20 protein-coding genes and 2 tRNA genes are annotated in these 19,841 nt (G+C 67.5%); 16 read left to right on the top strand and 6 right to left on the bottom strand.

Translation table 11 applies throughout. The annotated features are described in order from the left end of the window. Nucleotide 1: 1 nt before the first annotated feature. Together L0C60_RS05365 and thiD are read left to right on the top strand one after the other, a co-directional pair. The gene (locus L0C60_RS05365) at nt 2-1,303 is read left to right on the top strand and encodes an MFS transporter (RefSeq protein WP_234503083.1); all 1,302 of its coding nucleotides are present in this window, start codon (nt 2-4) and stop codon (nt 1,301-1,303) included. Further along, a complete protein-coding gene (gene thiD, locus L0C60_RS05360; protein ID WP_234503086.1) occupies nt 1,300-2,076 on the top strand; it encodes a bifunctional hydroxymethylpyrimidine kinase/phosphomethylpyrimidine kinase in 777 nt (258 codons plus the stop codon). Before L0C60_RS05365 ends, thiD begins: the two co-directional genes overlap by 4 nt. A gap of 34 nt (nt 2,077-2,110) precedes the next feature. On the opposite strand, the gene L0C60_RS05355 is transcribed toward thiD, so the two are convergent. Continuing rightward, nucleotides 2,111-2,187: transfer RNA gene (locus tag L0C60_RS05355), tRNA-Arg, on the bottom strand. A gap of 164 nt (nt 2,188-2,351) precedes the next feature. On the opposite strand from L0C60_RS05355, the gene tkt reads away from it, so the two are divergent. From tkt to rpe, 3 genes are read left to right on the top strand one after another with little or no spacing between them, the layout of a single operon-like run. Further along, nucleotides 2,352-4,307 (top strand): transketolase, encoded by a 1,956-nt coding sequence (tkt, locus tag L0C60_RS05350; protein WP_234503088.1) that lies wholly within the window; start codon nt 2,352-2,354, stop codon nt 4,305-4,307. 55 nt (nt 4,308-4,362) lie between these two features. Continuing rightward, a complete protein-coding gene (locus L0C60_RS05345; protein ID WP_234503090.1) occupies nt 4,363-4,794 on the top strand; it encodes a phosphate-starvation-inducible PsiE family protein in 432 nt (143 codons plus the stop codon). A 20-nt stretch (nt 4,795-4,814) separates the two neighbouring features. Further along, the gene (gene rpe, locus L0C60_RS05340) at nt 4,815-5,465 is read left to right on the top strand and encodes a ribulose-phosphate 3-epimerase (RefSeq protein WP_234503093.1); all 651 of its coding nucleotides are present in this window, start codon (nt 4,815-4,817) and stop codon (nt 5,463-5,465) included. 30 nt (nt 5,466-5,495) lie between these two features. Here the strand turns inward: rpe and L0C60_RS05335 are convergent. After that, a tRNA-Pro gene (locus L0C60_RS05335) sits at nt 5,496-5,572 on the bottom strand. A gap of 246 nt (nt 5,573-5,818) precedes the next feature. On the opposite strand from L0C60_RS05335, the gene L0C60_RS05330 reads away from it, so the two are divergent. The 3 genes from L0C60_RS05330 to L0C60_RS05320 are packed head-to-tail and all read left to right on the top strand — an operon-like array spanning nt 5,819 to nt 8,516. Then, nucleotides 5,819-6,973 (top strand): thiolase family protein, encoded by a 1,155-nt coding sequence (locus L0C60_RS05330; RefSeq protein WP_234503096.1) that lies wholly within the window; start codon nt 5,819-5,821, stop codon nt 6,971-6,973. A gap of 9 nt (nt 6,974-6,982) precedes the next feature. Then, nucleotides 6,983-7,711, top strand: coding sequence for a 3-hydroxyacyl-CoA dehydrogenase (locus tag L0C60_RS05325; protein WP_243092592.1), 729 nt, complete (start codon nt 6,983-6,985; stop codon nt 7,709-7,711). Beyond that, nucleotides 7,683-8,516, top strand: coding sequence for a CoA transferase (locus L0C60_RS05320; protein ID WP_234503102.1), 834 nt, complete (start codon nt 7,683-7,685; stop codon nt 8,514-8,516). The genes L0C60_RS05325 and L0C60_RS05320 overlap by 29 nt, the downstream gene beginning before the upstream one ends. Here the strand turns inward: L0C60_RS05320 and L0C60_RS05315 are convergent. Further along, nucleotides 8,513-9,034 carry a Uma2 family endonuclease gene (locus L0C60_RS05315; RefSeq protein WP_234503105.1) on the bottom strand — a complete coding sequence of 174 codons (522 nt, stop codon included), beginning with the start codon at nt 9,032-9,034 and terminating at the stop codon, nt 8,513-8,515. The genes L0C60_RS05320 and L0C60_RS05315 overlap by 4 nt on opposite strands. Before the next feature lie 22 nt (nt 9,035-9,056). On the opposite strand from L0C60_RS05315, the gene L0C60_RS05310 reads away from it, so the two are divergent. The 3 genes from L0C60_RS05310 to greA are packed head-to-tail and all read left to right on the top strand — an operon-like array spanning nt 9,057 to nt 12,169. Beyond that, nucleotides 9,057-10,907 (top strand): chorismate-binding protein, encoded by a 1,851-nt coding sequence (locus L0C60_RS05310; protein ID WP_234503108.1) that lies wholly within the window; start codon nt 9,057-9,059, stop codon nt 10,905-10,907. Further along, nucleotides 10,904-11,644 (top strand): aminotransferase class IV, encoded by a 741-nt coding sequence (locus tag L0C60_RS05305; protein ID WP_234503112.1) that lies wholly within the window; start codon nt 10,904-10,906, stop codon nt 11,642-11,644. Before L0C60_RS05310 ends, L0C60_RS05305 begins: the two co-directional genes overlap by 4 nt. A gap of 57 nt (nt 11,645-11,701) precedes the next feature. Continuing rightward, complete coding sequence (gene greA / locus L0C60_RS05300; RefSeq protein ID WP_234503114.1) at nt 11,702-12,169, top strand: transcription elongation factor GreA; 468 nt, start codon at nt 11,702-11,704, stop codon at nt 12,167-12,169. Here greA and recO read toward each other — a convergent pair. Continuing rightward, on the bottom strand, nt 12,164-12,823 hold the full coding sequence (gene recO, locus L0C60_RS05295; RefSeq protein WP_234503117.1) for a DNA repair protein RecO: 660 nt from the start codon (nt 12,821-12,823) through the stop codon (nt 12,164-12,166). The genes greA and recO overlap by 6 nt on opposite strands. Nucleotides 12,824-12,845: 22 nt before the next feature. Here recO and L0C60_RS05290 point away from each other — a divergent pair, with 22 nt between their 5' ends. The 5 genes from L0C60_RS05290 (at nt 12,846) to queA (ending at nt 18,109) form a co-directional block, all read left to right on the top strand. Further along, nucleotides 12,846-13,079 (top strand): hypothetical protein, encoded by a 234-nt coding sequence (locus tag L0C60_RS05290; protein WP_234503120.1) that lies wholly within the window; start codon nt 12,846-12,848, stop codon nt 13,077-13,079. A 104-nt stretch (nt 13,080-13,183) separates the two neighbouring features. Next, nucleotides 13,184-13,942, top strand: coding sequence for a TIGR00282 family metallophosphoesterase (locus L0C60_RS05285; protein ID WP_234503123.1), 759 nt, complete (start codon nt 13,184-13,186; stop codon nt 13,940-13,942). After that, nucleotides 13,939-16,512, top strand: a complete 2,574-nt coding sequence (locus L0C60_RS05280; protein ID WP_234503127.1) for a phosphoenolpyruvate carboxylase — start codon at nt 13,939-13,941, stop codon at nt 16,510-16,512. Before L0C60_RS05285 ends, L0C60_RS05280 begins: the two co-directional genes overlap by 4 nt. A gap of 14 nt (nt 16,513-16,526) precedes the next feature. Continuing rightward, entirely contained in the window at nt 16,527-17,063 is a 537-nt protein-coding gene (locus L0C60_RS05275; protein ID WP_234503130.1) for a LabA-like NYN domain-containing protein, read from the top strand. Continuing rightward, nucleotides 17,060-18,109: a tRNA preQ1(34) S-adenosylmethionine ribosyltransferase-isomerase QueA gene (gene queA / locus L0C60_RS05270; RefSeq protein WP_234503133.1), complete on the top strand. Its 1,050-nt coding sequence runs from the start codon at nt 17,060-17,062 to the stop codon at nt 18,107-18,109. The genes L0C60_RS05275 and queA overlap by 4 nt, the downstream gene beginning before the upstream one ends. On the opposite strand, the gene L0C60_RS05265 is transcribed toward queA, so the two are convergent. Further along, nucleotides 18,087-18,479 (bottom strand): inorganic diphosphatase, encoded by a 393-nt coding sequence (locus tag L0C60_RS05265; protein WP_234503136.1) that lies wholly within the window; start codon nt 18,477-18,479, stop codon nt 18,087-18,089. The two genes, queA and L0C60_RS05265, sit on opposite strands and share 23 nt — an antisense overlap. Next, on the bottom strand, nt 18,476-19,825 hold the full coding sequence (gene mgtE, locus L0C60_RS05260; RefSeq protein ID WP_234503138.1) for a magnesium transporter: 1,350 nt from the start codon (nt 19,823-19,825) through the stop codon (nt 18,476-18,478). Before mgtE ends, L0C60_RS05265 begins: the two co-directional genes overlap by 4 nt. Between the last annotated feature and the right edge of the window lie 16 nt (nt 19,826-19,841).

Here is a 19,841-nt window from a genome sequence, read left to right as displayed (position 1 = left end):
CATGGACGTGCTTTCCCGTTTGGAGCGCCTGCCCCTGGGCAGGCCCCATTACCGTTTGCTCTTCCTCCTGGGCCTGGGCTGGGCCTTGGATGCCATGGACGTGGGCCTCATCAGCTTCACCCTGCCCGCCCTTTCCCGGGAGTTTGGCCTTAGCCCTGTCCAGGCGGGCCTTTTGGGGAGCGCTGGGCTTTTGGGCATGCTCCTGGGGGCCGCCCTGGGCGGACGGCTTGCCGACCGTTTGGGGCGTAAGGCGGTGGTGGGGTATAGCCTTTTTCTGGCGGGTCTCGGGAGCCTCTTCACCGCCTGGGCTCCGGGTCTTGGGTGGATCTACCTCTTCCGCTTCCTCACGGGGGTCGGCCTGGGGGCGGAGCTTCCCGTGGCGGCAAGCCTCATGGGGGAGTTTAGCCCCCGGGTCCACCGGGGGCGGATGGTGGTTCTCTTGGAGGCCTTTTGGGCGGTGGGGTGGCTTCTTGCTGCCTTGGTGGGGTACCTTTTGGTGCCGGACCTGGGTTGGCGGGCGGCCTTTTTGGTGGGGGCCCTCCCTGCCCTCTACGCCGCCTACCTGCGGCTTTCCTTGCCCGAGTCCCCCCGCTGGCTTGTGGCCCAGGGGCGTTTGAAGGAGGCGGAGGCCCTGGTGACCGCTTGGGAGAGGGCCTTTCCCCACCCCTTGCCTCTGCCGTCCCCTGTCCCCGCCCCGAAGGCTTACCCTTACGCCGCCCTCTTCCGCCCGCCCCTTCTCCGCCGCACCCTTTTCCTCTCGCTGGCTTGGTTCGCCTTAAACGCTGGCTACTACGGGGCCTTCATATGGCTTCCCTCCCTGCTCGTGGCCCAGGGGTATACCCTGGTGCGCTCCTTGGAGTATGTGCTCCTCATGACCCTGGCCCAGGTGCCGGGCTACTTGACGGCCGCCTTCCTGGTAGAGCGTCTGGGGCGGAGGCCCGTTTTGGTGGGCTTCTTGGCCCTGTCGGCCCTCTCCGCCTACCTCTTGGCCCAGGCCTCCTCTCCCGGAGAGCTCCTTCTTTTTGGAAGCCTTCTCTCTTTCTTCAACCTGGGGGCTTGGGGGGCCATCTACGCCTATACCCCTGAGCTTTCCCCCACAACGTTGCGGGGAAGCGGAGCGGGGCTAGCCGCTGCCGTAGGCCGGGTGGGGGGTATCCTGGCGCCCTACGCCACCGGGGCCCTCCTCCCCGCTTGGGGGCCGGGCGGGGTGCTTGCCCTTCACGGGGGGCTCCTCCTTCTGGCGGGACTTTTTGCCTTGGGGGTGGGGGTAGAGACCCGGGGAAGGCCCTTGGAGGAAACATGAGGGTGGCCCTTAGCATCGCCGGCTCGGACTCTGGGGGCGGGGCGGGGGTGCAGGCGGACCTCAAGGTCTTCTTCCGCTTCGGGGTCTACGGGACGAGCGCCCTCACCTTGGTCACGGCCCAGAACACCCTGGGGGTGCAGGCCGTCTACCCCCTGCCGCCCGGCCTGGTCTACGCCCAGATCCAAAGCGTGGCCCAGGACCTGCCCATCCATGCCGCTAAAACCGGGGCCTTGGGGAATGCCGAGATCGTCCAGGCAGTGGCGGAGGGGGTGCGGCGCTTCGGCATCGCTCCCTTGGTGGTGGACCCGGTGATGGTGGCCAAGGGCGGGGACTCTCTCCTCGCCCCCGAGGCGGTGGAGGCCCTGAAGGTAGCGCTTTTTCCCTTAGCCCTCCTCATCACCCCAAACCGCCTCGAGGCCGAAGCCCTCTTGGGAAGCCCCATCCGGACCCTAAAGGAAGCGGAGGAGGCTGCTAGAGCCCTTTTGGCCCTAGGGCCCAAGGCGGTCCTCCTCAAAGGGGGGCATCTGGAGGGGGAGGAGGCGGTGGACCTCCTCGCCACCCGGGAGGGGGTGCGGGCCTACCGGGCCCCGAGGGTGAACACCCGGAACACCCACGGCACGGGCTGTACCCTTTCCGCCGCCATTGCTGCCCTTCTGGCCTTGGGCAAGCCCCTCGAGGAGGCGGTGGCGGAGGCCAAGGCCTACCTCACCCGCGCCTTAAAAACGGCCCCTCCCGTGGGCCACGGGCATGGGCCCCTCAACCACTGGGCCTAAAAAACTCCCCCCTCCTGGGAGGGGGGAGGCCTTCTGGTGCGCCCGGAGGGATTCGAACCCCCGACCTAGGGCTTAGGAAGCCCCCGCTCTATCCTGCTGAGCTACGGGCGCCCACGCCCTTGGGATTTTAGCACCCCTTGGAGGCCATGGCAACCGCCCCCGGTCCGGTATAGTCTTTCGCGGGGGATGAGGGGCGTTCCATAAGTCCCCCTTTATGCACGAATGCCCCAGGCTTCCTTGCGCTCGCGCTTTGGGGAGCCTACCCTGGAGGGAACATGACCAAGACCCAGGACCTCACCGCCCTATCCGTGAACGCCATCCGCTTCCTGGCCATAGATGCCGTGGAAAAGGCCAAAAGCGGCCATCCGGGTATGCCCATGGCCATGGCCCCCTTGGCCTACCTCCTCTTCCGGGAGGTGATGCGGCATAACCCCCTGGACCCCGCCTGGCCCAACCGGGACCGGTTCGTCCTTTCCGCCGGCCACGGGTCCATGCTCCTTTACGCCGCCCTCCACCTCACGGGGTACGACCTCCCCCTGGAGGAGCTTAAGCGCTTCCGCCAGTGGGGCTCCAAGACCCCGGGCCACCCCGAGCGGGGCCACACTCCTGGGGTGGAGGTGACCACGGGGCCCCTGGGCCAGGGGATTGCCACGGCGGTGGGCCTGGCTCTGGCGGAAAAGAAGCTTGCCGCCGAGTTCAACCGCCCGGGCCATCCCGTGGTGGACCACTACACCTACGTCCTGGCCTCGGACGGGGACCTGATGGAGGGGGTTTCGGGGGAGGCGAGCTCCTTGGCAGGGCAGTGGGGGCTTTCCAAGCTCATCGTCTTCTGGGACGATAACCGCATCTCCATAGACGGCCCCACGGACCTGGCCTTTAAGGAGGACGTCCTCCTGCGTTACCGCGCCTACGGCTGGCAGACCCTCAGGGTGGAGGACGCCAACGACCTCAACGCCCTCCGCCACGCTCTAAGGCTCGCCCAACTGGACGAGCGCCCCACCCTCATCGCCGTGCGGAGCCATATCGGCTACGGCTCGCCCAAGCAGGACTCCCACAAGGCCCATGGGGAGCCCTTGGGCCCGGAGGCGGTGGAGGCCACCCGCAAGAACCTGGGCTGGCCCTACCCGCCCTTCGTGGTGCCCGAGGAGGTCTACCAGCACATGGACATGCGCGCCCAGGGCAAGGCCTGGCAGGAGGCGTGGGAACGCGCCTTAGAGGCCTACGCCCGGGCGTACCCGGACCTGTACCAAGAGCTTCTCCGCCGCCTCCAAGGGGAGCTTCCCCCGTTGCCGGAGGAGCCCCCTACCTTTGACAAACCCCTGGCCACCCGGGCGGCGAGCGGCAAGGTCCTGGACCTCCTCGCTCCCCGCATGCCCGAACTCCTGGGGGGTAGCGCCGACCTTACCCCCTCCAACAACACCAAGGCCGAGGGCATGGAGGACTTCTCCCCGCAAAACCCCACGGGGCGCTACCTGCGCTTTGGGGTGCGGGAGCACGGGATGGGGGCCATCCTGAACGGGCTTAACCTCCACGGGGGCTACCGGGCCTATGGGGGCACCTTTCTGGTCTTTTCCGACTACATGCGCCCCGCCATCCGCCTCGCCGCCCTCATGGAAACCCCCACGGTGTTCGTCTTCACCCACGACTCCATCGCCTTAGGGGAGGACGGGCCCACCCACCAGCCCATAGAGCACCTGATGAGCCTTAGGGCCATGCCGGGGCTTTGGGTGGTCCGTCCCGCCGACGCCTACGAGACCTTTTACGCCTGGCAGGTGGCCCTGAAAAGGAAGGAGGGCCCCACCGCCTTGGTCCTCACCCGCCAGGCGGTGCCCCTCCTTTCCCCCGAGAAGGCCAAGGGGCTTTTGCGGGGCGGGTACGTCCTGGAAGACGCCGAGAAGCCCCAAGGGGTGCTTTTGGCCACGGGGAGCGAGGTCCACCTGGCCTTGAAGGCGAGGGACCTTCTGAGGGAGCAGGGCGTTGGGGTGCGGGTGGTGAGCCTGCCTTGCCTGGAGCTCTTTGAGGCCCAGCCCGAGGCGTACCGCAGGGCGGTCCTGCCCCCGGGCCTCCCCGTGGTGGCGGTGGAGGCGGGGGCCTCCTTGGGTTGGGAGCGGTACGCCCACAAGGTGGTGGGCCTGGACCGCTTCGGGGCCAGCGCCCCTTACCCCGAGGTCTACGAGCGCCTGGGCTTTACGCCAGAGCGGGTGGCGGAAGCCCTTCTAGAGCTGGTGTAATCACACGAGCTTCTCCCTCCTAGGTGAAGGGTGTCCTCGAGGCTATCCTTTCTCCATGGAGGGGTTTTATCGCTTTTTCCCCCGCGCGGAGGCAGTGATTTACCTCTTTGCGGGGGTATTGGTCGTTTTGGGTGCAGCCTACCTTTTGGCCGCAGCGGTGGTGGAGGGGGTTGCGCTTCTCCTGGGTGGTGAAGGGGGCAAGCTGGCTGTTTTTCTTTTGGACCGCGTTCTCCTCGCCCTAATGATGGCGGAAATCCTTTACACCCTGGTGCGTTTTGCCAAGGAAGGTCAACTTCAGGTGGAACCCTTCCTTATCATCGGGGTGATTGCGGGGGTACGGCGCATCTTGGTGGTGACTGCCGAGGGGCTCCAGAAGTTTCCCTTTTCCCTGGACCATCCAGGTTTTCAGGCGGTTTTGGCGGAGCTCCTCTTGCTTTCGCTAATGATTTTGGCTTTGGCCTTGGCGTACCGTTGGGTGCGTCGCTGAGGAGGGGGTATAGTTTTTTCGTGCGCTTCGCCGTTTCTATTCTCACAGCCGATTTCGGTAGGTTGAAGGAGGTCGTCCAGGAGGCGGAGAGGGCTGGGGTGGACTGGATACACCTGGACGTGATGGACGGGGTTTTCGTCCCCAACCTCACCTTTGGCCCCCTTGTGGTGGAGGCGGTGCGCCGGGCGACCTCCTTGCCCTTGGATGTGCACCTTATGATCGTGAACCCCGAGCGCTACCTCGAGGACTTCGCCCAGGCGGGGGCGGACCACATCACCGTCCACGTGGAGGCCACCTACCACCCCCACCGGGCGGTGGAGCGCATCAAGGAACTGGGCAAGAAGGCCGGGCTCGCCATCAACCCCGGAACCCCCCTCGAGGCCTTTGAACCCCTTCTCCCCTACCTGGACCTGGCCCTCCTCATGAGCGTGAACCCGGGGTTTGGCGGGCAGAAGTATATCCCCACCTCCACCGAGCGGCTTAGAAGGCTCAAGGCCCTTAGGGATAGGCTGAACCCCGCCTGCCTCCTCGAGGTGGACGGAGGGGTGAACCCAAAGACCGTGGGGGAGGTGTACCAGGCAGGTGCCGACGTGGCGGTGGCGGGGAGCGCCCTCTTCAACGAAAGGCCTGTGGCGGACAACCTGCGGGTTTTGCGCGAGGCTTTGAAATAAGCTTGGGCCCCGCCCTTGGGCGGGGCCTTTTGGTCGGGGAGGCCGGATTTGAACCGACGACCACACGCACCCCAAGCGTGTGCGCTACCAGGCTGCGCTACTCCCCGGCGCGCAAGGGTTAGTGTAGTACCCGAGGCAGGGAGCGTCAAGAGGTGGGCGCATCCAGGGGTTGAGAGAAGGGGTTGGTTCACTGGCATTCCTAAAAACTCTAGGCGGGCTAGGGGAGGGGCTGATCGGGGGATTTTAGTTCAAGGTGCTCCGGGCGGGCTTCTGGTAGACTGGGCTCCTAAGTAGGGCAGCTTTACAGGCGGATGTTGGGCATATAGAGGAGGGGAGGGGCATAGGAGGCGGACATGAGGGAAGCGGTGATCCTCGAGGCGGTGCGCACCCCCATCGGCAAGCGGAACGGGGCCCTTAGGGAGTGGCGGCCCGATGCCCTGTACGCCGAGGTCCTGAACGCCCTCCTGGCGCGAAGCGGCCTGGACCCCACCCGGGTGGAGGACGTGGTCACGGGGTGCGTGACCCAGGCGGGGGAACAGGGGGCCAACGTGGGGCGGCTTGGGGTGCTCCTTTCCCGCCTGCCCAAGGAGGTGCCGGCGGTGACCCTCAACCGCATGTGCGGCTCAAGCCAGCAGGCGGTGCACTTCGCCGCCCAGGCCATCGCCGCCGGGGACCTGGACTTCGCCATCGCCGGTGGGGTGGAGAGCATGACCCGGGCCCCCATGTTCTCGGACATCGGGGGCGGCTTCCACACGCTAAACCCCGCCCTTTTCCAGAAGTATGCGCTCATCCACCAAGGGGAAAGCGCCGAGCGCATCGCCCGGCTTTACGGGTTTTCCCGGCGGGACCTGGATGAGTGGAGCCTCCTCTCCCACCGCCGGGCGCAAAGGGCCACGGAGGAGGGCCGCTTCCTTGGGCAGCTGGTCCCCCTCACCGGCCTGGACCCCGAGGGAAAGCCTTTTCTCCTAGATCGGGACGAGGGCATCCGCCCGGACACGAGCCTGGAGAAGCTCTTAGCCCTCAAGCCCGCCTTCCTGGAAGATGGCCTCATCACCGCTGGCAATAGCAGCCAGATCTCCGACGGGGCGGCGGCCCTCCTCCTGGGGGAAAAGGAAAGGGCCCAGGCCTTGGGCCTTAGGCCCCGGGCCCGCTTCCTCGCCCGGGTGGTGGTGGCGGGGGACCCCACCCTGCAACTTTTGGAGATCCTCCCCGCCACCCGGAAGGCCCTGGAGCGGGCGGGGCTTTCCCTCCGTGACCTGGACGTGATAGAGGTGAACGAGGCCTTCGCCAGCGTGGTCCTGGCCTTTCTCAAGGAGTTCAACCCGGACCCCGAGAGGGTGAACCCCAACGGGGGGGCCATCGCCTTGGGCCACCCCCTGGGGGCCACGGGGGCTATCCTCATGACCAAGCTCCTCCACGAGCTGGAGAGGCGGGACGGGGAACTCGGCCTCCAGGTGATGTGCATCGGCCACGGCCAGGCCACGGCCACGGTGATCCAGAGGCTTTAGGAGGCGGGTATGGAGCGGAGCGCCTTGGTGACGGGTGGGGCCTCGGGGCTTGGGTGGGCCGCCGCCTTGGCCCTGAGGGCGAGGGGCTACCGGGTGGTGGTCCTGGACCTCAAGCGGGGGGAGGAGGACCTCCTCTATGTGGAAGGGGACGTGCGGGAGGAGGCGGACGTGGCGAGGGCGGTGGCCCTGGCGGGGGAGGGCGGGCCCCTTTTCGCCGTGGTGAACGCCGCGGGCATCGGCCTTGCCCAGAAGATCCTGGGCCGGGAGGGCCCCCATGACCTCGAGGCCTTCCGGAAGGTGCTGGAGGTGAACCTGGTGGGCACCTTCAACGTCCTCCGCCTGGCGGCCTGGGCCATGCGGGAGAACCCGCCCGACGGGGAGGGGCAACGGGGCGTCATCGTAAACACCGCCAGCGTGGCCGCCTACGAGGGGCAGATCGGCCAGGCGGCCTACGCCGCCAGCAAGGGGGGCGTGGTGGCCCTCACCCTGCCCGCCGCCCGGGAGCTCGCCGAATGGGGCATCCGGGTGGTGGCCATCGCCCCGGGCCTCTTTGACACCCCCCTCCTTCAGGGCCTTCCCGAGAAGGCCAAGGCCTCCTTGGCGGAGCAGGTGCCCTTCCCAAGGCGCCTGGGGCGCCCGGAGGAGTACGCCCTTCTGGTCCTCCACATCCTGGAAAACCCCATGCTGAATGGGGAGGTGGTCCGGTTGGATGGCGCCTTGCGCATGGCCCCCCGGTAAGGTCCTGGACCTCACCCGCCTCCTGCCGGGGCCTTTGGCGGGAAAGCTCCTCCTAGACCTGGGCTTCCCCGTGGTCAAGGTGGAGCCCCCGGGGGGCGACCCCTTGCGGGCCCTGGCCCCCGAGGCCTACCGCTTCCTGAATGGGGGGAAGGAGGTGCGGGTCCTGGACCTGAAGGCCGCGGAGGGACGGGAGGCGCTCCTTGCCCTGGCGGCGGAGGCGGCCATCCTCTTAGAGTCCAACCGCCCCGGGGCGATGGAGCGGCTCGGCCTGGGCCCGGAGGTCCTCCTCAAGCGGAACCCACGCTTGGTCTACGCCCGGCTTCGCGGCTACCCGGAAGGCGAAGATCCCGGGCACGACCTCACCTATCTGGCGGAGGCGGGGCTTTTGGGCCGCTTTCCCTGGCGGGCCTTCCAGTTCGCCGACCTGGCCGGGGCCTACGCCCTGGCCCTCGCCGCCCTCAAGGGGCTTCTCCTGGGGGGCGGGGTGTACGAGGTGGCCCTCTCCGAGGCGGTGCGGGCCGTGGCCTACCCGCCCATCCCCTTCCTGGACGGCTCGGTCCTCTGCTACGGCGTCTACCCCGCCCAAGGGGGCGAGGTGGCCCTGGCCGCCCTGGAGCCCCACCTTTGGGCGCGCTTTTGCGAAAAGGCAGGGCTTCCGGAGCTCTTGGGCATGGCCTTTTCCCCCGCTACCCCGGAAAACCCGGCTTATCGGAAGCTTTTGGACTTTTTCCGGGAGAAGTCCCCTGAGGCCTGGGAGGCCTGGGCCAGGGCGGAGGGGCTTCCCTTGCGGGCGGTGCGGGGCTAAACCCACCAGGCGAGGGGCCTCTTGGGGAAGGCCTTGGGGGCTACCCTCTCCCCTTTGGGGTAACGCTCTTCCAAGTAATGGGGGAAGGCGAAGACCTCCAGGACCTCCTCCACCAGGTTCACGATCCAGATTTCCGGCACCCCTGCCTTCTGGTAGAGGGGAAGCTTCAGGGTGCGGTCTTGGACCAAGGTGGTGTCGGCGATTTCCACCACCAAGAGGGCATCCTTGGCGGTAGGGGGGCGGCGGTCGTAGCGGTCTTCGGGGGGCATCAGGAGCAGGAGATCGGGTTCGGGTTCCGACACCTCGGAGAGTTGCAGGGGTATTTGGGAAACCACCAAGGCTTCCTCGCCGAAGGTTTCGCTGAAGACCTTGGTCAGGTGAATAAGGTAACGGATGTGCTTTTTCCCCATGGGCGACACGGCGTAAACCTCCCCCTCCAGAAGTTCCACCCGTTCGGGAAGCGCCCCCGCCTCGTAGGCTTTGTGGTAGGCCTCTAGCGTGAAGCGGTGTTTGACCATCTCCTTGAGTATACTCGGGGCCGTGCTGGCCCTTTACCAAGCGGCGCGGGAGGAGGGGCTTCGCCCTGCCCTTTTGGAGTCCTTGGGTTTCCGCACCCCTTTCGCCCGCCTCTCCCTCCTGGGCGTAAGGCCCCGGCACCGCCTCGAGGTCCTGGAGGGCCGGCTTTACCTGGACGGGAAGCGGGTGGGGGAGGCCCTGGACCTCTTCGGCTACCTGGAAAGGGGTTTGGGGAAGGGGTTTTTCCCCGCTTGGGTGGGCTTTTTCGCCTACGAGTTCGCCCGCCACCTGGGCCTGCCCGCCCACGACCCCTTGCCTGGCCTCCCCGAGGCGGCCTTCTTCTACTACCCCGAGGGGTACGCCCTTTTGGAGGGGCGGCTTGTGGAGCGCCCCTCTTTCCCCTTACGCCCCTCTCCTTACACCCCGCCGCCCTTGCCCCACCACCCCCTGGTCTCGGACTTCCCCAAGGCGGCTTTCCTTAAGGGGGTGGCGGAGGTGCAGGAAAGGATCCGGGCCGGGGTGGTCTACCAGGTGAACCTTTCCCACCGCTTCCGCCTCTTGGGCCCCGTGGACCCCCTCCTCCTCTACGCCCGACTCCGGGCCCTGAACCCTTCCCCTTTCATGGGCCTTCTGGAGGGGGAAGGGTGGGCCGTGGTCTCGGGGAGCCCGGAACGGCTATTCCAGAAGGTGGGAGGCCGCCTCCTCGCCCGGCCCATCGCCGGCACGCGGCCTAGGGGAAGGACGGAAGCGGAGGACCTGGCCTTGGAGGCGGAGCTTTTGGCCTCGCCCAAGGAGCGGGCCGAGCACGCCATGCTGGTGGACCTCCTGCGCAACGACCTGGCCCGGGTGGCCCTGCCGGGGACGGTGAGGGTGCGGGAGCTTTTCACCGTGGAGCGCTACGCCCACGTGATGCACCTGGTTTCCGAGGTGGAGGGGTACACCCGCGCCCCCTTGGGGGAGGTCTTCCGAAGCCTCTTCCCCGGGGGCACCATCACCGGGGCCCCCAAGGGCACGGTGATGGAGGCCATCCGGGACCTGGAGCCCGTGCCCCGGGGGGCCTACACGGGAAGCCTGGGCTACGTTTCGGGCCGGGGGGCGGACTTCAACATCCTCATCCGCTCCTTCCAAAGGGTGGGGGAAGAGGTCCTCTTTTCCGCCGGGGCGGGCATCGTCATCGCCTCGGACCCCGAAAGGGAGTACGAGGAAACCCTCCACAAGGCGCAAAGCCTCCTCCTGGCCCTGGAGCGGGGGAAGCCGGGGAAAGCCCCTAGGCCCCCTAAGCCCCAGGCCGCCTGGAGCCCTCCCCCTCCTCCCCGGCGGCTTCGGGCCCGGGTGCTCTTTTTGGAAAACCGGGATTCCTTTAGCTACAACCTGGTGGACTACCTCTCGGCCCTGGGGGCGGAGGTCCACGTGGTGGACCAGGAGGAGGCCCCCTGCCTTTCGGGCTTCACCCACCTGGTGGTGGGCCCGGGGCCCAAGGACCCCTATACGGCGGGCCAGGTCCTGGCGTGGACGGAAAGGGCTTTGGCGGAGGGTATTCCCTTCCTCGGGGTCTGCCTCGGCCACCAGGCCCTGGGGGTGGTCCTGGGGGCGGAGCTTTACCGGGAGGCCCCGGTGCACGGGGAGGCCCACGCCGTTTTCCATACTGGGGAAGCCCTCTTTCAGGGCTTCCCCAACCCCTTGCCCTTCGCCCGCTACCACTCCTTGGCCCTCAGGCGCCTTCCCCCCCGCCTCCGCCTCCTCGCCTGGACGGAAGACGGCGTGCCCATGGCCCTTTGGGACGGGAGGAGGGCCTTTGGCGTCCAGTTCCATCCGGAGAGCATCCTCTCCCCTTGGGGGATGGAGCTTTTGGCGCGTTTCTTGGAGGTGGGATGAGGCTTTTAAACGGCGAACCCTTCACCGGCCCCTTGCCCGAGGCCTTCTTCTACCACGGGGCGAGCGTCTTCACCACCCTGCGGGTGGAGGGGGGTGTGCCCCTGTGGCTGGAGGCGCACCTCTCCCGCCTCCGCCGCCACGCCTCGGCCTTGGGGCTCCCCTACCCGGGCGACGAGGCCTTCCTCCAGGATCTTGAGGAGCTCCTTGCGGCGTTTCCCCAAACGCCCTGCCTCCGGGTGCGCCTGACCCTGGGGGAGGGGGTGCGGCTGGCCGAGGCCCGGCCCTTTGCCCCTCTGCCCCCAAGCCTCTACCGGGAAGGGGTGAAGGTGGTCCTCACCCCCTACCGCGTCCACCCCGACCTCGCCCGCTACAAGACGGGGAACTACCTCCCCTACCGCCTGGCCCAGGCCTGGGCGGCGGCGCAGGGGGCCTTGGAAGGCCTCCTCTTGGACGCCTGGGGGCACGTGGTGGACGGAAGCCGCACGAGCCCCCTCCTCTTCCGCGAGGGCACGCTTTACGTGCTGGAAGGGGGTCTCGAGGGCATCACCCGGGAGAAGGTGGCCGAGAAGGCGAGGGAGCTAGGCTTTCGGGTGGTGCGGGCCTACCTTCGGCCAGGGGAGCTTTTGGGCACCCTTCTCCTTGCGGGAAGCGGGGTGGGCCTTTTGCCCGCAGGGAAGCCCGAGGAGGCCCTTCTCCCCCTGGTGGAGGCGTTTCTTCCCGCCTGCTATACTAAATAGCGGTACCGCCAGCCCAAGGCCTTGGGCTGGTGCCCCTTTTTACCCGGAGGGATGCGCATGAAGAAGCCGGTTTACCTCACTCCCGAAGGTTTTAGGCGCCTTCAGGAGGAGCTACACCACCTGAAGACCACCAAGCGGCAGGAGATTTCCGCCGACTTTGAGCAGGCCCTCGAGGAGGGCGACCTTAGGGAGAACGCCGGGTACGACGAGGCCCGCAGGGCCATGTGGCAGAACGAGGCCCGCATCGCCCAGCTGGAAGACCTTCTGGCCCGGGCGGTGGTGGTGGAGAATGGCTCCTACGACCAGGTGGCCCTCGGCTGCCAGGTGGAGCTGGAAACCGAGGCGGGGGAGAGGCTTTCCCTGGCCATCGTGGGGAGCCACGAGGCGGACATCTTCAGCGGGAAGATCTCCGACGAATCCCCCCTGGGCCAGGCCCTTTTGGGCAAGAAGGTGGGGGACGTGGTGGAGATCCGGGGCAAGAAGGGCGCCCAGGTCTACACCATCCTGGAGATCAAGCCCCTATAGGAGGTCCGCGCTCCTCAGGGGGCCGAGGGTTTCCTCCGCGTGGTGCTTGAGCGCCAGGAGAAGCCTCTCCAAGGGGGCTTCTTCCAGGTAGGTTAGGGCTTCCCCCCCGGGGAGGTGGAGGATGGCCCTTAGGGCCTCCACCCCCTTTTCCCCCAGGTACACCCCCTCCTCGGCCAGGCGCCCCTCCTTCAGGTGGAGCCCGGGGCCCAGGAGGTGAGGGGCAAGCCCCCCTGCCTTCACCACCCGCCACCCCGCCCAGACCAGGGGCAGGAGGGGGTTTTCGTGCTTGGCGATGCCCCTTAGCCCGGAGACGAAAAGGGGGTAGACCTTGGGGGCGGCCTCCGGGGAGGCCAAGCGGTAGGCGAGCTCGGCTAGAAAAGAGGCGTAGAGGTAACGGCGGGGTTCTTCCAGGCCAAAAAGCTTTCCCAAAAGCTCCGCCTGGGTCAGGGTGGGGAGGCCTTCCTTTTTGGCATAGACCTGGAAGCGCACGTGGTGGAAGAGGGAGAGCCGCCCCGAGCGCCCCGTGGGCCTGAGGCCCTTCTTGGCGATGGCCTCGAGGCTCCCCTTGGGCGTGACGAAGCGGAGGAGGAGGTCCCCTTGGGGCAGGGCTTTGCGGCCCACCACCACGCCCTCTTCCAACCGGTAGCGTTCCACCTTTCCAGTGTATGCTTAGGGCATGGAACGGAGCCTGCGGGACATCCTGGAGTGGGTGGTTTTGGGCCTTTTGGTGGTGGTGGGGGTCCTCCTCGCCCTCTGGGTGGGGGGGTGGGTCTTCTCCTTCCTGGGCAAGGTCTTGTTGGCGCTTTCGGGGCTCATCTGGACGCTCCTCGTCTACGCCATCCCCCTTCTCATTCTGGCGGGGATCGGTTACGCCGTGGTCTACTTCTTGCAGAAGCGAAGCGCCGCCTGACCCCTTGACACCGGGAGGGCAAGGCCTTCCTTCTCCCCCCAACCCACGGCTACATCAAGGTAGGTTAGACCTCAAAGACCGCATGGGGGCCATATAATGCCCCCATGCGGGTTTTATTCATCGGGGACGTGATGGCGGAACCGGGCCTGCGGGCGGTGAGCCTCCACCTGCCCGATATCCGCCACCGGTACGACCTGGTCATCGCCAACGGGGAGAACGCCGCCAAGGGAAAAGGCCTAGACAAGCGCGCCTACCGCCTTTTGCGGGAGGCGGGGGTAGACCTCGTTTCCTTGGGGAACCACGCCTGGGACCACAAGGAGGTCTACGAGCTTTTGGAAAGGGAGCCCGTGGTGCGGGCCCTCAACTACCCTCCGGGCACCCCTGGGCGGGGGTGGTGGCGGCTTGAGGTGAACGGGGAAAGCCTCCTCTTCGTTCAGGTCATGGGCCGGGTCTTCATGGACCCCCTGGACGACCCCTTCCGCGCCCTGGACGCCCTTTTGCGGGAGGAGAAGGCGGACTATGTCCTTGTGGAGGTGCACGCCGAGGCCACCAGCGAGAAGATGGCCCTGGCCCACTACCTGGATGGCCGGGTGTCCGCCGTCCTCGGCACCCACACCCACGTCCCTACCCTGGACGCCATGCGGCTTCCCAAGGGGACGCTTTACCAGACCGACGTGGGGATGACCGGCACCTACCAGTCCATCATCGGGGGGGAGATAGAAACCTTCCTGGCCCGCTTCCTCACCGGCCGCCCCCAGCCTTTCCGCGCCGCCCAGGGCAAGGCGCGCCTCCACGCCGCGGAGCTCGTCTTGGAAGGCGGCAAGCCCGTTTCCCTAAGCCCCTACGTCTGGGAGGAGCCGTGAACGACCCCTTTGAGCTCCTAAAGGCCGAGGTGGACCTCCTGGGCCGCCTCCTTGGGGAGGCGATAAGGAAGGTTTCCGGGGAGCGCTTCTTCGCCTTGGTGGAGGAGGTGCGCCTCCTTTCCAAGGCCAGGCGCCAAGGGGACAGGGCTGCGGCCGAGGCCCTTTCCCGGCGGGTGGAGCGCATGCCCGTGGAGGAGATGGAGGCTTTGGTGCGGGCTTTCACCCACTACTTCCACCTGGTGAACCTGGCGGAGGAACGCCACCGGGTGCGGGTGAACCGCCTGAGGGCGGAAGGGGAGACCTTGGAAAACCCTAGGCCCGAGGGCTTTTTGGCCCTGGCCAAGGCCCTGAAGGAGCGGGGCCTCTCCCTGGAGGAGGCGGAGGCCCACCTGAACCGGCTGGAGCTCCTCCTCACCTTCACCGCCCACCCCACGGAAACCCGCCGCCGCACCCTCCGGCACCACTTGGAAAGGCTTCAGGAGGAGTTGGAAGGAGGGGACCGGGAGCGCCTTCTGGCCCGGGTTGTCCTCCTCTACGCCACGGAGGAGGTGCGCAAGGCGCGACCCAGCGTGGAGGACGAGATCAAGGGAGGGCTTTACTACCTGCCCACCACCCTGTGGCGGGCCATTCCCAAGGTGGTGGCGGGCCTCGAGGCTGCCCTAGAACGGGTCTACGGCAAGCGCCCCCGGCTCAAGAGCCCCGTGCGCTTCCGTAGCTGGATAGGTGGGGACCGGGACGGGAACCCCTTCGTCACCCCCGAGGTCACCGCCTTCGCCAGCCGCTACGCCCGGGAGGTGGCCAAGGGGCGGTACCTGGAGGAGTTGGAGGCCTTGGTGCGGGACCTCTCCCTTTCCGAGGCCCGCATTCCCGTGCCCAAGGAGGTGCGGGAAGGGGGGGAAGGGGTGGAGCGCTTTCCCGGGGAGCCTTACCGCCGCTACTTCGCCGCCCTTTACCGGGCCTTGGAAGGGGAGGCCCTTTCCACCGAAGGGCTTTCCCGGGCCCTAAGGGTGGCGGAAAAGGGCCTGGAGGGGGTGGGGCTTACCCAGGTGGTGCAGGCCTTTTTGCAGCCCTTGGAGGCGCGGCTTTCCGCCTTCGGTCTGGAGCTTGCCCCCTTGGACCTGAGGGAGGAGTCGGGCAAGCTCCTGGAGGCCGCCGCAGAGCTTCTCCGCCTGGGCGGGGTCCACCCGGACTTCCTGGCCCTCTCCCCGGAGGAAAAGGAAGCCCTCCTCACCCAAGAGCTCCAAACCGCCCGCCCCCTTCTGCCCGTGGGGGAGGCGCCGCAAGGCGAGGCGCTAAGGGTGGCCCTGGGGGCCCTTCGGGCCTGGGGGGACAAGGGGGCCCACGTGGTTTCCATGACCCACCACCCCGCCGACCTCCTCGCCGTCTTCCTCCTGGCCCGGGAGGTGGGGCTTTACCGCCCCGGGAAACCCCTCCCCTTTGACGTGGTCCCCCTCTTTGAAACCCTGGAGGACCTGGAGCGGGCTCCTGAGGTCTTAAGGCGCCTCTTGGCCAACCCCGTCTTCCGGGCCCACGCCCAGGCGAGGGGCGGGGTGGAGGTGATGATCGGCTACTCCGACTCCAACAAGGACGCCGGGTTTCTCATGGCCAACCTGGCCCTCTACCAGGCCCAGGAGGCCCTCCACGCCGTGGGGGAAGCGGAAGGGATCCCCGTCTTCTTCTTCCACGGGCGGGGCACCTCCACCGCCCGGGGCGGGGGGCCGGCGGGGCGGGCCATCGCGGGCCTCCCGCCCAAGAGCGTGGGCCACCGCCTGCGCCTCACGGAGCAGGGGGAGGCCTTGGCGGACCGCTACGCCCACCCGGACCTGGCCGTGCGGCACCTGGAGCAACTCCTTTACCACTTCGCCCAGGCCGCCTTGGGGGACGGGGTGGAGCCCAAGGCCCATTGGCGGGAGGCGCTTTGGGAGGCGGGGGAGAGGAGCATGGAGCGCTACCGGGCCCTCCTCTCCCAGGAGGGGTTTTTCCCCTTCTTTGAGGCCTTTACCCCCATTCGCGAGATCGGCGAACTCCCCATCGCCAGCCGGCCCGTCTACCGCCACGGCCGGGTGCGGGACATCCGGGACCTCCGGGCCATCCCCTGGGTCATGGCCTGGACCCAGGTGCGCCTTCTCCTGCCGGGTTGGTACGGGCTCTCCGCCTTGGAGGCCTTACCCCTTTCCCTGCTCCAGGAGATGTACCGGGAGTGGCCCTTCTTCGCCACCACCTTGGAAAGCGCCGCCATGGCCTTGGCCAAGGCGGACTTGGGCATCGCCGAGCTTTACCTCAGGCTGGTGCCCGAGGGGCTCCAGGGCTTGTACCACCACCTGGCGGAGGAGTACCGCAAAACCGTGGCGCTCCTGGAGGCCATCTTTGAGGCCCCCCTCCTCCACAACCAGAAGACCCTGGACAGGCAGATCGGCCTCAGGAACCCCTATGTGGACCCCATCAACTTCGTGCAGGTGGAGCTCCTTGCCCGCTACCGGGCCCCCGGGGGCCGGGAGGACGATGCCCTTAGGCGGGCGCTTCTCCTTTCCCTCCTCGGGGTGGCGGCGGGGCTTAGAAACGCCGGCTAGGTATGATGGAGGCGATGGAGCCCCTTGGCCACCACCCCGAGCAGCGGGTCGGCGTCTTCGTGGACACGCAAAACCTCTACCACTCTGCCCGGGACTACTACGAGCGGAACGTGAATTTTGAAAGCCTCCTCCGCTTCGCCGTGGGGGGAAGGCGCTTGGTGCGGGCCACCGCCTATGTGGTGGAAAAGGAGGGGGACACCTCCGCTTGGCCCTTTATTTACAAGCTTTCCACCATCGGCTACCGGGTGCGGCGCATGTACCTCACGGTGAAGGAGGTGGGGGAGGGGGGCAAGCCCATCTACGAGGGGAACTGGGACATGGGCATCGCCGCGGACATGGTGCGGCTCATGCCCTATCTGGACGTGGTGGTGCTGGGGAGCGGGGACGGGGACTTCGTGGAGATCCTCGAGGTCCTCATGGAGCGGGGGATCCGGGTGGAGGTCATCGCCTTCCGCGAAACCACGGCCCAGAAGCTCATTGACGCCGTGGACCGCTTCGTCCACCTCCCGGACATCCCCAACCCCTTCATGGAGCCTAAAAACGCAGGATGAGCGAGCTTGACCTCTACGATTACCACCTGCCCCCCGAGCAGATCGCCCAAGCGGGGGCGGAGCCCCGGGACGCCGCCCGGATGATGGTGGTCTACCGGGAAGGCCCTTTTAGCGTGGAGCACCGGCGGGTGCGGGACCTTCCCGAGTTCCTGCGGCCCGGGGACGTCCTGGTCTTCAACGAGAGCAAGGTGATCCCCGCCCGCCTCCTCTCCCAGAAGCCCACGGGGGGCCGGGTGGAGATCCTCTTGGTGCGGGAAAAGGCCCCGGGCCTCTGGGAGGCCCTCTTGGGCCCCGCCCGCAGGGCGCCCGTGGGCACAAGGCTTCGCCTCCTTTCCCCCAAGGACCTAAGGCCCGTGGAGGGTTTGGAGGCGGAGGTGGTGGGGGTAGAGCCCGATGGGGTGCGGCTTCTCCGGTTCCAGGGGGACCTCGCCGCCCACCTTTTGGAGGTGGGGGAGGTGCCCCTGCCCCCCTACATCAAGGCCCAGATCCCCCTGGAGCGCTACCAGACCGTGTACGCCAAGCGCCCGGGGTCGGTGGCCGCCCCCACCGCTGGGCTTCACTTCACTCCCGAGCTTCTGGCCCGCTTGGAGGCCATGGGGGTGGAGCTTTGCTTCCTTACCCTCCACGTGGGCCCCGGCACCTTCCGCCCCGTCAAGGGGGACGTGGCCAAGCACGAGATGCACGCCGAGCCCTTTGAAATCCCCGAGGAAACGGCCCGGGCGGTGAACCGCGCCAGGGCCGAGGGGCGGCGGGTGGTGGCGGTGGGCACCACGGTGGTGCGGGCCTTGGAAAGCGCTTGGCGGGAGGGGGATGGGGTGGTTCCGGGAGCGGGGGAAACCCGGCTCTTCATCCGCCCCCCTTACACCTTCCGGGCCATAGACGCCCTCTTCACCAACTTCCACCTGCCCCGCTCCACCTTGCTCATGCTGGTGGCCGCCTTCTTGGGGCGGGAGCGGACCCTAGAGGCCTACCGCTTGGCGGTGGCCGAGGGGTACCGCTTCTACTCCTTGGGGGACGCCATGCTCATCCTTCCCCAAGCCCCCTGAGCCAGGCCCAAGCCTCCTCGTCCCCCAGGAGGGTGGGCCTGCGCTCGGGCGCAAACCAGGCGAGGAGGGGCGCTAACGCTTCTTGGTCCAGGGCGCTTGGTTCAGGCGCAAGCACGAGCTTGTGGTCCCCGTCGGAAAGGGCCACCATGCCTAGGAGGAACCCTTCCGCCTCGGTGCCTGGGGAGAGGGGTGGGCCCAGGTAGCAGGCGTCCACCTCCTCCCCGTCGGCGGGGTTGAGGAGGCCCGGGATGAAGCCGTAGTTCACCGGGGCCGGGGCGTCTTGCCCCACGGGGACAAGCTTTCCTTCTTTGAAGGCATAGCGCAGGGGGCTTCCCCTGGACCACTCCACCACCATGCGAAGCCGCCTCATTCTAGGTTCAAGAGGAGCCGGGCCACGGAGAGGTAGATGAGGAGCCCGGAGATGTCGGAAAGGGTGGCCACCAAGGGGTTGGAAACCAGGGCGGGGTCCACCCCAAGCCGCCTTAGGACCACGGGGAGCATGGCCCCCACCAGGTTGGCGAAAAGCACCAGGAGAAAGAGGGCGAGGCCCACCACCGGGGCCAGGGCGGCGTGCCCGTCCAGCACCACCTTGCCGAGGAGCAAAGCGGCCAGGGTGAGGCCCAGAAGGCTTCCCACCAGGCTCTCCTTGAGGAGCACCTTCCGCCAGTCCTTGAGGTCCAGGTCCCGGGTGGCCAGGGCGCGGATGATGAGGGTGGCCGACTGGTTGCCGGTATTCCCCCCGGTGCCCAGGAGCACGGGCACGTAAAAGGCCAGGGCGGTCACCGCCTCCAGGAGGCTTTCAAAGCCTTGGAGGATGGAGCTCGTCACCATCCCCGTGAGGATGAGGATGACGAGCCAACGCACCCGGGCAAGCCACAGGGCGATGGGGGAGGCTTGGCTGTAGACGAGGTCGGGCACGTCCACGGCGGCGAGCTTGTGGATGTCCTCCGTGGCCTCCTCTTCCAACACGTCCAGGACGTCGTCCACCGTGACGATACCCACCAGGCGCCCTTCCTCGTCCACCACGGGCAAGACGGTGAAGTCGTAGTCGGCCATGAGGCGGGCCACCTCCTCCTGGTCGGTGTCCGTGCGCACGTGGACCACCTTGGGGTTCATGATCTCCCGCACCCTGGTCCTGGGGTCAGCCACGATGAGGTCCCGCAGGGAGAGCACCCCCTTGAGCCGGCCCGACTCGTCCACCACGTAGAGGTAGTAGATGGTTTCGGCATCGGGTGCCGCCCGGCGCAGGAAGCGGAGGACCTCCTCCACCGTCATCCCCTCCCGCACCGCCACGTACTCGGGGGTCATGAGGCCGCCCGCCTCGTCCTCCTCGTACTGGGTGAGCTCCTCCACCTCGGCCCGGGTCTTGGGGTCCAGCCCCTCCACGAGCTTGCGGTAAAGCTCGGGGTCCTCCTCCTCCACCGCCTGGAGGGCGTCGGCCAGGTCGTCTAGGGAGAGCTCCTCCAGAAGCTCCCGGGTGCGCCAGGGGGGGAGGGTCTTGAGGTACTCCGCCTGGGTTTCCGGGGGAAGGTTGGAGAAGACCTCCGCCGCCTTGTCCTTGGGCAAGAGGGTGAGGAGGACGTAGCGGTGCTCGCCCTTGAGCTCGTCCCAAAGGGCCAGAAGGTCCTGGGGGTGGGCCTCTTCCAGGAGGCTTTTGAGCTTCAGGGTATCGCCCTCTTCCAGGGCTTGAAGCAGGGGGGAAAGGGTGGTTTCCACAGGCGGCCTCCTTTCC

This window comes from Thermus hydrothermalis (genome assembly GCF_022760925.1).
Classification (GTDB): domain Bacteria; phylum Deinococcota; class Deinococci; order Deinococcales; family Thermaceae; genus Thermus; species Thermus hydrothermalis.
The sequence above is the reverse complement of the archived record's forward strand: the minus strand, read 5'-3'. Positions and strand labels throughout refer to the sequence as shown.

Bases quoted from the DNA above. Each gene is read 5' to 3' on its own strand.
- L0C60_RS05365 (WP_234503083.1), top strand. From the start codon at position 2: ATGGACGTGCTTTCCCGTTTGGAGCGCCTGCCCCTGGGCAGGCCCCAT.
- thiD (WP_234503086.1), top strand. From the start codon at position 1,300: ATGAGGGTGGCCCTTAGCATCGCCGGCTCGGACTCTGGGGGCGGGGCG.
- tkt (WP_234503088.1), top strand. From the start codon at position 2,352: ATGACCAAGACCCAGGACCTCACCGCCCTATCCGTGAACGCCATCCGC.
- L0C60_RS05345 (WP_234503090.1), top strand. From the start codon at position 4,363: ATGGAGGGGTTTTATCGCTTTTTCCCCCGCGCGGAGGCAGTGATTTAC.
- L0C60_RS05330 (WP_234503096.1), top strand. From the start codon at position 5,819: ATGAGGGAAGCGGTGATCCTCGAGGCGGTGCGCACCCCCATCGGCAAG.
- L0C60_RS05325 (WP_243092592.1), top strand. From the start codon at position 6,983: ATGGAGCGGAGCGCCTTGGTGACGGGTGGGGCCTCGGGGCTTGGGTGG.
- L0C60_RS05320 (WP_234503102.1), top strand. From the start codon at position 7,683: ATGGCGCCTTGCGCATGGCCCCCCGGTAAGGTCCTGGACCTCACCCGC.
- L0C60_RS05315 (WP_234503105.1), bottom strand. From the start codon at position 9,034: ATGGTCAAACACCGCTTCACGCTAGAGGCCTACCACAAAGCCTACGAG.
- L0C60_RS05305 (WP_234503112.1), top strand. From the start codon at position 10,904: ATGAGGCTTTTAAACGGCGAACCCTTCACCGGCCCCTTGCCCGAGGCC.
- greA (WP_234503114.1), top strand. From the start codon at position 11,702: ATGAAGAAGCCGGTTTACCTCACTCCCGAAGGTTTTAGGCGCCTTCAG.
- L0C60_RS05290 (WP_234503120.1), top strand. From the start codon at position 12,846: ATGGAACGGAGCCTGCGGGACATCCTGGAGTGGGTGGTTTTGGGCCTT.
- L0C60_RS05285 (WP_234503123.1), top strand. From the start codon at position 13,184: ATGCGGGTTTTATTCATCGGGGACGTGATGGCGGAACCGGGCCTGCGG.
- L0C60_RS05275 (WP_234503130.1), top strand. From the start codon at position 16,527: ATGGAGCCCCTTGGCCACCACCCCGAGCAGCGGGTCGGCGTCTTCGTG.
- queA (WP_234503133.1), top strand. From the start codon at position 17,060: ATGAGCGAGCTTGACCTCTACGATTACCACCTGCCCCCCGAGCAGATC.
- L0C60_RS05265 (WP_234503136.1), bottom strand. From the start codon at position 18,479: ATGAGGCGGCTTCGCATGGTGGTGGAGTGGTCCAGGGGAAGCCCCCTG.